At 73.1% G+C, this 12,037-nt stretch carries 6 protein-coding genes; 1 reads left to right on the top strand and 5 read right to left on the bottom strand.

Translation table 11 applies throughout. The annotated features are described in order from the left end of the window. The first annotated feature begins 65 nt into the window (after positions 1-65). Positions 66-1,340 carry a helix-turn-helix domain-containing protein gene (locus CLV43_RS36820; protein ID WP_106193403.1) on the top strand — a complete coding sequence of 425 codons (1,275 nt, stop codon included), beginning with the start codon at positions 66-68 and terminating at the stop codon, positions 1,338-1,340. Here the strand turns inward: CLV43_RS36820 and CLV43_RS36815 are convergent. From CLV43_RS36815 to CLV43_RS36795, 5 genes are all read right to left on the bottom strand, one after another. Next, a complete protein-coding gene (locus tag CLV43_RS36815) occupies positions 1,321-2,148 on the bottom strand; it encodes an isocitrate lyase/PEP mutase family protein (RefSeq protein ID WP_342749843.1) in 828 nt (275 codons plus the stop codon). The genes CLV43_RS36820 and CLV43_RS36815 overlap by 20 nt on opposite strands. Before the next feature lie 282 nt (positions 2,149-2,430). Further along, complete coding sequence (locus CLV43_RS36810; RefSeq protein ID WP_245887235.1) at positions 2,431-5,379, bottom strand: AfsR/SARP family transcriptional regulator; 2,949 nt, start codon at positions 5,377-5,379, stop codon at positions 2,431-2,433. Positions 5,380-5,545: 166 nt separating this feature from the next. Beyond that, on the bottom strand, positions 5,546-7,375 hold the full coding sequence (locus CLV43_RS36805; protein ID WP_245887234.1) for a glycoside hydrolase family 76 protein: 1,830 nt from the start codon (positions 7,373-7,375) through the stop codon (positions 5,546-5,548). Next, entirely contained in the window at positions 7,372-10,188 is a 2,817-nt protein-coding gene (locus CLV43_RS36800) for an RICIN domain-containing protein (RefSeq protein ID WP_106193398.1), read from the bottom strand. Before CLV43_RS36800 ends, CLV43_RS36805 begins: the two co-directional genes overlap by 4 nt. 321 nt (positions 10,189-10,509) lie before the next feature. After that, a complete protein-coding gene (locus CLV43_RS36795) occupies positions 10,510-11,511 on the bottom strand; it encodes a chitinase (RefSeq protein ID WP_245887245.1) in 1,002 nt (333 codons plus the stop codon). Positions 11,512-12,037 lie beyond the last annotated feature (526 nt).

The following is a 12,037-nucleotide window of genomic DNA, read 5'->3' as shown; positions in this document are numbered from 1 at the left end:
GGCCGCGTCATGGTGACGTCCGAAAACGGCCGGCTCGCGGGGGTGGTGGTGGGGAGCATGGGGGTGTGACGACGTATTCAGCCGTGCGGACGACGGGGATCTACTGCAGGCCGGGGTGCGGGGCGAAGCCGTTGGCGGAGAACGTGAGGACGTTCGGGCTGGCGGCGGCGGCGGAGGCGGCGGGGTACCGGGCGTGCCTGCGGTGCAGGCCCTACCGGGTGGCGGGGGCGGTGGGGGACGAGGCGCCGGAGCTGGTGTGCCGGGCGGTGCGGCTGATCATCGGCGGGGTGCTGGACGAGGCGAACGAGGCGGCGGTTGGGGCGCGGCTGGGGGTGTCGGCACGGCACCTGAGGCGGTTGTTCAACGACCACCTGGGGGTGACGCCGGACCAGTTCGCGCGGTCGCGGCGGGCGCACTTCGCGCGGCGGCTGCTGGACGACTCGGACCTGTCGATCGCCGACGTGGCGTTCGCGTCGGGGTTCGGGAGCCTGCGGCAGTTCAACCGGGCGATGAAGGAGGTGTTCCGGGCGGCGCCGAGCGAGATGCGGGACCGGCGCAGGCGGGGTGACCGGCTGACCGCGGACGGCGGGCTGGTGCTGCGGATGCCGTTCACCGCGCCGTACGACTGGGACGCGGTGCTCGTCCTGCTCGGCGAGCGGGCGGTGCCCGGTGTCGAGTCCGTGGTGGACGGCAACTACCGGCGGACGATCACGCTGGACGGCGCTCCGGGGCTGCTGGAGATCGGGCCCGGTGGCGCGGACCACCTGCTGCTGCGCGCCCACCTGCCCTACTGGGAGGGCGTGATCCACGTCGTGGAGCGCGCGGCCCGGCTCGTGGGGGTCGACGCGGACCAGACGCTCGCCGTGGCGCGGCTGCGCGCGGACGCGACCCTCGGACAGCTGGTCACCGCCCGTCCCGGTGTGCGGGTGCCCGGCTCGTGGGGGCCGTTCGAGACCGCCGTCCAGCACGTGGTCGACCACGACACCCTGGCGCGGCTGGTCGAGGAGCACGGGCCTCGGGTCGACGGGCTCGGGTACGGGCTCGTGCGCACGTTCCCGTCGGCCGGGGCGTTGACCGCCGAGCCGGGGGTGGTGGGCGCGCTGGCCCGTGCGGTCGAGAGCGGTGCCGTGGTGCTCGACGGCGGCGAAGGGCTCGACGACCTGGTCGGGTCGCTGACCGCCGTACCCGGGGTGGGTACCGCCGCCGCGCACCACATCGCGCTGCGGCTCGGCGCCCGTGACGCGTCCCCGCTCGACGGTGCCTCCGAGAACTGGCGACCGTGGCGGGCCCTCGCCACGGTCCACCTCGTCCTGGACGCGCTCAGCGCAGCAGGTCGTTGAGCTCGCCGTACTCCATCGCCCGCTCCAGCGAGCCGTACGTGCCCGTGCCCAGCAGCTCCCGCGCCGCCTCCCCCGCCAGCCCGTAGGCGGCCTGGGCGATGGCCGAGCCGACGCTGATCCGCGCCACCCCCAACGCGGCGAGCTCGGCGACGGTCAGGGCACCCGGATGCACCATCACGTTGAGCGGCAGCGGTCCGGCGACCAGCTCGCGGATCACGTCCGGGTCGACCACACCGGGCACGAACAGCACGTCCGCGCCCGCCTCGGCGTAGCGCTCCGCCCGTTTCACCGTGGCGGCGAACCGCTCCTCGGGTGTGCCGACGCCCATGAGGTAGGTGTCGGTGCGGGCGTTGACCACCAGGTCGACGCCCTCGGCCACGGCCGCCTCGCGCGCGGCGACCAGGCGTGCGGCCTGGGCGTCCGGGTCCAGCAGCGGCTCGCCCGCGACACCGGGGCTGTCCTCGATGTTGACGCCCACCGCGCCCGCGGCGAGCACCAGGGCGACCGTCTCCCCCACCTCGTCGGGGGTCGAGCCGTAGCCCGCCTCGATGTCGGCGGTCACCGGGACGGACACGGCGGCGACGATCCTGCGCAGGACGTCGAGGGCGGCGGTGCGGGTCAGTCCGCCCGCGTCCGCCACCCCCACCCCCCACGAGACTCCCGCGCTGGTGGTGGCGACCGCCTTGGCGCCCGCCGCCTGGACCGCCACCGCCGAGCCGGGGTCCCAGGCGTTCGGGAGCACCAGCGGTCGGTCGCGGTGCAGCGTGCGCAGGACCAGCGCGAGCGCCTTCCGGTCGGACGTGATCACGGGCGGCTCCCCCTTCCCGGACGCCGGGCCTGCGATGTGCTCACGATGTGGAGCTGGGCTTGCACTGGTGCTTCCTCCTGTACCGGGACGTGCTGACCGGACAAGGTTCTCCCCAGCCCCCTCACCTCGTCTGGCCATATCCGGTCAAGATCAACGGTGACGGGGCAGAGACCCCTCGACACTGCCCCGTCACCGACCCCCCAGAAGCAGGCGGTGTTCCCGGACCGATCATCCGGCGAGGACCTTCAGATCCGCTTCAGACGCCGAGCGGGCGCCTGGAGGTCAACCGCGCCGGGCGGGCACGTGCCTGGGTTCACGGGCCTCGCGGCTGCGGTGCCGGGTGAACACGCGCAGCGCCTCGTCGTAGGTGGCGTCGGCCTTGGCGGTCGCGCCGACCTCGGCCAACGCCGCGGCGAGGTCGCGCTGGGTGCGCGCCCGCCACAGCGGCAGGCTCAGCGACTCCCACCAGTCGATCGCCTGCCCCAGCAGCACCACGGCCTCCGCGGGCGCGCCGACGGCGAGCTCCAGCTCCCCGAGCGTGCGGTGCAGCAGCGCCTCGCCGAAGCCGTCCTGCATCTCGTGGCACGTGGCCAGCGCGTGCCCGAGCGCCGCGCGGACCGCCTCGCCCCTGCCCTGCCTGATCCGGACCTTCGCCAGCGACTGGGTGGCGTAGGCGATCATCAGCCGGTCCCCCGCGCTCTCCAGCCCGCGCAACGCCTCCTCGCCCTCGCGGGCGGCGTCCTCCCAGCGCCCCTCGGCGCGGTGGGCCAGGCTCAGCGACCGCCGCACCAGGGCGACCCCGTGCGCGTCCCGCAGCTCCGCGTAGCCCGCCAGCGCCTGGTCCAGCTCCTGCCACGCCTCCGCGAAGTCCCCCAGCTCCAGCAGGGTCATGCCCCGCCCGTGGTGCGCCCGCGTCAGGGCCCGCGGGTCCACGAGGTGACCGATCACCTGGTCCAGCGTGGCCAGCGAGTCCACGAGGTCGCCGCGCTCGCGCAGCACGCTCGCCAGCAGCAGCCGCGTGACGGACGCGGCGGACACCTCGTCCGCGCGGTCGTTCAGGTCCAGCGCCTGCCGGTAGTAGTCGATGGCCTCGTCCAGCCGGTCCTGCTCGCTGCGCAGCCAGCCGAGCCCGGACAGCAACAGCGCCTGGCCGGCCAGGTCGCCCGCGCGCCGGGCCGACTCCAAGGCCGCGGTGTGGGCGCGCCACCAGTGGTGGAACCGGTTCTCCACCGCGAACGACGACGAGCACAGCGCGGTCGCGAGCCTGGTCGCCACATCGGCCAGGTCCAGCTCCCCGACCCGTTCCACGACGTGCACGAGCGTGCCCTGCTCGACGTCGAGCCAGTCCACCGGACGGGCGGGCAGCGCGAACCAGCCCAGCTCCTCCCAGCGGCGCGACTGCGTCGGCGGGTCGGAGCGCAACGGGCGCAGCGTCTTCACCGGCGTCCCGCCCGCCGCGCGCTCCACCAGCAGCAGGCACACCTCCGCGACGCGCGCGGCCGTCACCGCCAGGGCGTCGCGGTCCTCCTCGGCCTCCGCGCGTTCCCAGGCGAAGATCCGGGTCAGGTCGTGCAGCCGGAACCGGCCCCCGCCGGACACGTCGAGCAGCTGGGCGTGCACCAGGTCGTCGACCACGTCCTCCGCGTCGAGCAGCGGGACGTCCAGCAGCACGGCGAGCACCCACGGGGCGAAGTCGGACGCGCCGAGCCAGCCCAGCCCGCGCAGCGCCCGCCGTCCGGGCTCGTCCAGGGCGTCGTAGCTCAGCGCGAGGCTGCCGCGCACCTCCAGGTCGCCCACGACCAGCTCGTCGAGCACCCGCCGCTGCTCCCGCAACCGCGCCACGAACGCCGACAGCGGCCGATCCGGACGGGCAGCGAGGCGCGCGCCGACGATCCGGACCGCCAACGGCAGGTGCCCGCACAGCCGCAGCACCTCGCGGGCCGCGTGCGGGTCCTCCGCGACGCGGCCGCCCGCCGCCCGTGCCAGCAGGGCGAGCCCTTCGGCCTCGTCGAGCACCGGCATGCCCAGGTGCTCGGCCGACTCCAGCGCCGACAGCCTCCGCCGGGTGGTGACCACGCAGCGGGAGCCCTCGCCGCCGGGCAGCAGCGGCCGGACCTGGCGTTCGCCCGCGGCGTCGTCGAGCACCACCACGACACCGCGCGCGGCCGTGACCGTCCGGTAGAGCCCCACCCGCTCGTCCAGCCGCGACGGCACGGCGGCGGCCGCGACGCCCAGGGCGCGCAGGAACCGGCCGAGCACGTCGAACGGGTCCAACGGCCGCCGCGAGCCGCGCAGGTCCGCGTACAGCCTGCCGCCGGGGAACTCCGCCGGGAACGTGCGCACCCCGCGCACGGCGAGCGTCGTCTTGCCCGCGCCGGGCTGGCCGGAGACCACCACCACCCTGGCTCCCCCGTGGATCCGCCGCAGCTCGTCCCGCCGCCCGACGAAGTCCGGGATGTCGTCGGGGAGCTCGTCGGGCACCAGCGCCCGCGGCTCGTCCTCCTCGGCCAGCAGCGCCCGGTAGGCCTCGCGCAGCTCCGGTCCGGGCTCGACGCCCAGCTCCTCGGCGAGGAGCTCGCGGGCCTCGTGGAAGCACGCCATCGCGTCCGACCGGCGGCCGACCCGGCCCAGCGCCACCACGAGCGCCGCCCGCAGCCGCTCGTGGAACGGGTGGTCGGCCACCAGCCCGGTCAGCTCGCCGACGAGCACCTCGTCGGCGCCCAGCGCCGACAGCGCGGCGATCCTCGTCTGGACCACGGCCAGGCGCGCGTCCCGCAGCCGTTCGGCCTCGGCCGCCGCGAACGCGCCGCCGAGCCCGCCCAGCGCGTCCCCGCGCCACCACGACTCGGCTTGCGCGCAGAGGTCCCGCGCGCGGTCGTGCTCACCCCGCTCGGCCGCCGCACGGGCCCGCGCGGCCAGGCGGTCGAACTCGTGGACGTCGACCACCACGGCGTCGGGGTCGAGCCGGTACCCGGCCTGGTCCGTGCGGATGACGTCCGGCCCGAGCGCGCGCCGCAACCCGGACACGTAGGTGTGCAGCAGTCCCGCGGCGCTCCTGGGCGGGTCGTCCTCCCAGAGCAGGTCGACCAGTCGCGAGCCCGACACGGACCGACCGCGCGCGAGGATCAGCGCCGCCAGCAGGAGCCTCGGTTTCGGGCCTCCGAGGGGCACGTCAGCGCCGTCGGCCAGTGCCTCCACCGGCCCCAGCAGCCTGAGCTCCATGATTCGCATTCCCCCGCACCATGCTACGGCAACGGCCCCGCGGGCGGGCGCGTCCGAACGGCGGCGGTACTCCCTTCGGAGCACACCACCCCCGCCGCTGTCCGGTCCGCGGCGGGGGTGGTTGATCATGCCAGTGGGACGTGGTTTCGGTCCACGCTGAAGCTATTGAGCATCGTTAGCCGGTCAACGCCTCCAGTCCGCTCGCCTGCGTGCGCCAGTCGACCTGGTTCGGGCTGGTGCCCGCCCAGCGCTGGCCGACCCGGTTGAGCGCGTCCCGGTCGGTCGCCCAGATCGAGTCGGACTGCCGCTGCCCGAACTGCTGGTAGGCCGCCGATCCGGTGGCCTGGGCCAGGTCGGCCAGGTAGCGGGCGAACACGCCCTTGAACTGCTTCTGGTTGTCGTCGCACGTGCGCTGGGCGGTGTCGCACGACTCGGTGAGCACTCCCCCGACGGTGAGCACGGAGCTGGTGGTGCCCGCGTCGGCCAGCCGCCGCGCCCCGGTCAGGTACTTGGCCTCGCCGGTGGCGCGCCACGTCTCGAGCAGACCGCCGATGCCCAGGCCCTGGTTGTAGGTCCACACCGTCTGGCCGTTGTTGCGGCAGTCGGAGGTCAGGCCGTCGTTCACCAGACCGGCCGAGTTGATCATCGTGCTGGCCAGGAACCAGTCCCCCGCCGTCCGCGACCGCCCGAGCCACAGGGTGTCCCCGGACGTCCGGTTGTGCACGGCCGCGGTCAACCTCAGGTAGAGGCCGATGGTGACCGCGTTCTTGTAGGTGCGCTCGCGGTCCCACCAGACCCCGCCGCCGCACGTGCCGGTGTCCCAGAACTGGTGCACGTACGCGGCGATCGTGGTCGCCATGGACAGGTACCGGGTGTCGCGGGTCAGGTCGTAGGCGGCCACCCACGCCAGGCCCCACCACGCCGTGTCGTCGATCGACCGGCTGATGAAGTTGCCCTCGATCGGGTCCGAGCTGCGCTGCCCGGCGGCGAACGCGACCCGGTTGACGTCGAACGTGCGCGCGATCATCCAGTCGTACTGGTGGTTCCCGGTGCGCGCGGCGAACGCGGTCAGCGCGGTGAGCGTCGCCGCCGAGTTCCACCAGCTGCTCGGCCACCACGCGGTGTAGGGGTCGTAGGAGTAGGCCAGCGCGTCCGCGGCCGCCACCGTGCGCGTCGGCGCGGGCCGGGCCCAGGCCGTGCAGCTGCCCTCGGCGTGCGCTGCCTCCCGACCGCAGGCCCGCACGGCACCGCCGTAGTGCCTGCCGCGCGGGTCGCGGGTGGCGAACATCGTGGTGCGCCCGGCCGAGCCGGTCCGCCCGAGGGAGGAGCCGCCGGGCCAGGTGGCGCCGGAGTCCCACGAGCGGTCGAGCCAGACCTCGTCGCCGGACCCGCCGCCCTCGATCGTGCCCCACGCCATGGCGTTGCGGTCGACGTGCAGCCGGATCGTGCGGCCGTACAGGGTCGTGGCGGGCACCGGCTGCGTGTCACCGTTGGCCTGTCCGGCGTCGGTGCGGTCGCACGTCACGTCGCACACCGGCGGGTAGATCCAGTCGGTGCACACCACCCCGGCGCCGTCGCCGCAGGCCCTGATCAGGCCGCGCCTGTGGGCGCCGGGATCGGTCACGTTGTACATCAGCGTCCTGGTGCCGGTCCACGAGCCGGGGATGGTCGCGCGGCCGAGCAGGCCGTCCCAGGTGGCACCGCCGTCCCACGAGCGGTCCAGCCACACGCCGTCGTCGGCGACGCCGTTGTCGATGCTGGCCCACGCCATCCCGTCCGCGTCGGACACGTGCAGCACGACCCGGCGGCCGTTGACCTGGCGCTCGGGCACGGGGAACGTCTCCTGCCTCGCCCGCGAGGGGTCGAGGGTGTCGCAGGACAGCACGCACACGGTGGCCGCGACCGATGGCCCGGCGGCCGTGCTCGGGACCGGCGGACCGCTTGGGGCGGAAGGGATGACCGGGACCAGGGCGAGCAGCAGGGAGGTGACGACCGTCCTGATCACGAGAGCCTCCACAGGTGGTCCGCGGTGCCGCTGTCGTCGAACTGGACGACCTGGGCGGAGTTGTCGTAGGACATGCCGTCGACGCCGAGGACCTTGCCGCTGTTGGCGTTCTGGACCCGCCACAGGTCGTCGGTGTCCGCGCGCAGCCGCCACAGGTGGTCGGCCGTGCCGTTGTCGGCGAACTGGACGACCCGCGCGGAGTTGGCCGTGGACATCTGGTCCACACCGAGGACCTTGCCGGAGTGGGCGTTGCGGATCCGGAAGTAGCCGTTGGCGTCCGGGACGAACTGCCAGTCGTGGTCGGCGGACCCGTTGTCGTCGAACTGCACCACCCGCGCGGAGTCCGCTGTGGACATCTGGTCGACGCCCAGCACCCTGGTGGAGTTGAGGTTGCGGATGCGGACGGTGCCGTCGGGGATGATCCGCCACAGGTGGTCGGCGGAGCCGTTGTCGTCGTACTGCACGACCCGCGCCCCGTCGGCGGTCGACATCGCGTCGACCCCGAGCACCTTGCCGGAGTTGACGTTGCGCAGCCGGAACCAGCCGTCGCCGTTGTCCACCAGCGTCCACCGGTGGTCGGCCGTGCCGTTGTCCGCGAACTGGACGACCTGCGCGGAGTTGGCCGTGGACATCGTGTCCACGCCCAGCACCTTGCCGGACCGCTCGTTGCGCACCTTCACCCTGCCGTTGCCCAGGTCGACGATCCGCCAGAGGTGGTCGGCGGCGGCGTTGTCGGCGAACTGCACGATCCTGGCCGAGTCCGCCGTCGACGCGCCGTCCACGCCGAGCACCTTGGCGCTGTTCTTGTTCTGCACCCGGACGAGCACGCCCGGCGTGCCCCACGTCCTGGTGCCGCCGGTCTGCGGGAACGCGGTGACCCGCAGCCGCGCCGCCCCCATCGGGACCAGCTCGGCGGTCCGCTCGGCACCGGTGGTCGACACCGGCCCGTCGGACAGGGTGCCGACGACGTTCTCGCTGTCGACCTCCCAGTCCGGGATGTCGCGCACCTTCGCGGTGATCCGCAGTGGCGCGTTGGCCAGGGTGAACGGGTCGGCGACGTTGCCGCCGGCGGACACGGTGAACTGCTGGTTCGGCGTCAGGCCGACGTTCCACGCCGATCCCGGTTTCACCTCGTACTCTGGCCAGTCCGCTGTGCCGCCGTAGCGGTTCCAGCGCTCGTCCACGCGCAGCGAGAACGTGAGCGCGCCCAGGTCGACCGACACCGCGTTGTGGTTGCGGGTCCACACCCTCGTGCGCGGGGCCATCGGCAGCCGCAGGACGACCTTGTCACCGTTGGCCCACGTCCGGTCCACCACGGCGAACCGGGGACCGCCCGCCACCGCGACCGCGGCGCCGTTGACGGTGAGCGACGGGTTCGGGCACCAGCCGGGGATCCGCACGGCGAACGGGAAGGCGAGCGCCTTCGGCGTGGTCACGGTGAAGGTGATGGTGTCGGCGAAGGGGTAGCCGGTCTCCGACACGACCGTGACCGCGGTGCCGTCGCCGACCTTGGCGGTGACCTTCGACGGGCCGTGCAGCGCGGCGGCCAGACCGCCGTCCGGGGTGGCCAGCCACATCTCCTCGACGAAGTAGGGCCAGCCCTGGCCGTAGTTGTGCGGGCAGCAGCGGTAGTTGTCTACACCCGGCACGAAGGCGCCCATGGCGAAGTCGTTGCGGAACTGCCGCCGCTTCTTGCCGCCGTTGTCGAGCTGCACGCCGTTGGCGCTGGTCACGTAGTGCGTGACCTTGCCCTGCGGGTCGAGCGAGGCGGGCAGCATGTTGAACGCGAGCTCCTCGGTGCGGTCGGCCCACACCGGGTCGCCGGTGGTCCTGGTCAGCAGCTCGTGGCTGGCCATGAACTCCACGACCCCGCACGTCTCGAAGCCCTGCCGCGGGTCGCCGTACCCCGGCCGCGCCTCCTCGTCGCCCGCGAAGCCGCCGCCGGGGAACTGGCCGTACGAGCCCATGATCGTGTCGTAGGTGTGGTAGCTGGACGCCCGGTGCGCGGCGTCCCCGGACAGCAGCCAGAACTGCGCGGGCTCGCGGAAGCCCTGGGCGAAGTTCACGTTGTGCAGGCTCGCGATCCGGTCGACCCAGTTCGCCGAGCGCTGGTGGATGCGGCGGGCCAGGTCGACCAGCGCCGGGTCGCCCGTGCGGTTGTAGAGCCAGAAGACGACGTCGAGCGTGTCGCCCCAGCGGGTCGCGCCCCAGCCGTCGGAGAACACGCCGTCGGGCTGGGCGGCCATGAACCGGAAGTAGCGGGTGAGCAGGGTGTCCACGCGGGTGTCCTCGCGGAACTCCGCCCACGAGCGCAGGGCGTGCAGCATCGGCATGTGCGGCCAGAGGTCCGCGTGCCCCTGGAGCGCGGTGCGCAGCCGCGACGGCCCGAAGTAGCCGTCCGAGGCCTGGGTGGCGATCACCGCGTTGATCCAGCGCTCGGTGTCGGCCAGCACGCGGGCGTCGCGGGTGACGTACCCGAGGTCGCCGTAGCCGCGCAGCCAGTAGGGCACCTCCTCCCAGCCGTCGAGGTCCGACCGCGTCCAGCCGGTCTCGCCGAACCGGAGGAAGTGCGACACCTCCTGGTAGCGGCCGTTGAGACCGGCGAGCTGGCGGTCGAGCTGGGTGGCGATCCAGCCCCTGGGCTCGACCGCGCCGGGAGGGAGGCGGAGGTAGGCGGACGGGGCCAGCGGGGCGCGGTTGACGGGGTAGCGGGCGGTCGCCGCGAGCGCGGTGGGCGCGGTTCGCTCGGCGATGAGCGCTCCGCTTGCGGTCAGCAGACCGCCCTTGATGAACGTTCGGCGGGGAATCGACATGGCTGTGCTCCCGGTGCAGGGTGGGTGCGGCCTGAGGTGTCGAACGGACGGGTCCTCGACGCGGTCGCGGCGGCGGAGTCACGCGCGGCGGCAGGGACGTCGTTGGCGGGGACGTCGTTGAGGAGGGGATCCACGGGGCTCATGAGCGTCGTCAGCTGAGCCCCCTGTCCACGTCGGAGACGGGCAAGGCGATCGTAGCGTTTTTACAACGTTGTGCCAACGATGTAAATTCAGCGTCCCCGCAGGTCCTCGGCTTGTCCGAGCTCCGGGGGACGCCGTGGACGCGGGCGGAGGGGCCCGCGTCCACGGCGTGCTCGTCGGCTAGCGTCCCTGCAACGCCTTCGCGTTGTCGCCGAACGTCCAGCCCTTCGACCCGTCCCAGTTCACCGACCAGGTCATCAGGCCCTTCAGGCCGCGGCCGCAGGTGTTGTTCCACGCCTGCGCGACCAGGCTGGTGGACATGTAGCCGCCACCGGCGCCGGGCTGGGCGGGCAGGCCGGGGACCTGCTTGTCGCAGGGCACCCGGATCGTGGTGCCCTGCACGACCAGTCCGGTGTTGAGGCAGGTGGTCTGCGCGGTGAAGCCCTGCACGGTGCCCGCGGAGTAGGAGTCGCCGGAGCAGCCGTACATGCTTCCGTTGTAGTACTGCATGTTGAGCCACCACAGCCTGCCGTTGTCGGCGTACTTCTTGACGATCGGCAGGTACGCGCCCCAGATCGAGCCGTAGGCGACGCTGCCACCGGTCACGTACGCCGTCTCCGGCGCCATTGTCAGGCCGAAGTTCGACGGCATCCTGGCGAGGACGCCGTCGATGATGCGGACGAGGTTCGCCTGGGACGTCGACAGCGTGGTGATGCTGCCGCTGCCGACCAGGCCGGTCTCGATGTCGATGTCGATGCCGTCGAAGTTGTACTTCTTGAGGATCGGCACGATGGTGGCGACGAACTTGTCGGCCACCGCGGTGGAGTTGAGGTCGATGCCCGCGGTGGCACCGCCGATCGACATCAGGACGGTCTGGCCCGCGGCCTTGGCGGCGCACATCTCCGCCGGGGTGGCGACCTTGACGGACGCGTCCATGCCGTCCTCCCACAGGACGGTGCCGTCGGAGCGGATGACGGGGAACGCGGCGTTGAGGACGTTGTAGCCGTGGTCGCGGATGCGGGAGTCGGTGATGGGGGTCCAGCCGAACGGCGGGTGGACGCCGTTGGAGGAGCCGTCCCAGTTCTCCCAGTAGCCCTGGAGGACCTTGCCGGTGGGCTTGGACTTGACGGCGCAGGTGTCGGCGAAGGCTTGCTCGGCGGAGGCCGGCGGCGTGGTGATCATCAGGGCTAGGGCTGCGACCAGGAGTTTCGATGTCCAACCGGGCATGGTCGGCTCCTTCCTCGACGGGCCCGGCAGGGCGGGCCCGGCTGCGGTGGGGTGCGCGAGGGCCGGGAGGAGCGTTCGGCGGGCAGCGCGCGAACCCCGAAGGGGGTCCCGCACTCTGGCCACCGGGGGGGGTGAGCCGCCGGTAGGCGCCGCCAGGGTTGGGATGTAGTGGTCACGGTAGGGGGTGGGGTTGGGGGTGACAATGGGGCGTTCAGGGGATGGGTCTGGTTGTCCCCTGGCGTTGGTATCGCTACAGGGGACTTCGGGTGCGGCCGACTTGACTTGGGGCCCCTTTTTTGGGCTTCGTCGGGCGAAAAAGGGCAGGTGGTAGAGCCTGCCCGCCGCCGCAAGTCTAAGCCCAAAAACCCCAAGTCAAGTCGGCCGCACGGGCGGACGAGCGTGCTCGGTTTCGTTGTGGTTGAGCTGTTTGCTCGGTTTCGTTGTGGTTGGTCATTGCGCTCGGTTCTGTGGCGGTCGGTCG

It is taken from the genome of Umezawaea tangerina (genome assembly GCF_003002815.1).
Lineage (GTDB): Bacteria > Actinomycetota > Actinomycetes > Mycobacteriales > Pseudonocardiaceae > Umezawaea > Umezawaea tangerina.
Note: the sequence above shows the minus strand (reverse complement) of the source record. Positions and strands in the feature narration are given on the sequence as shown.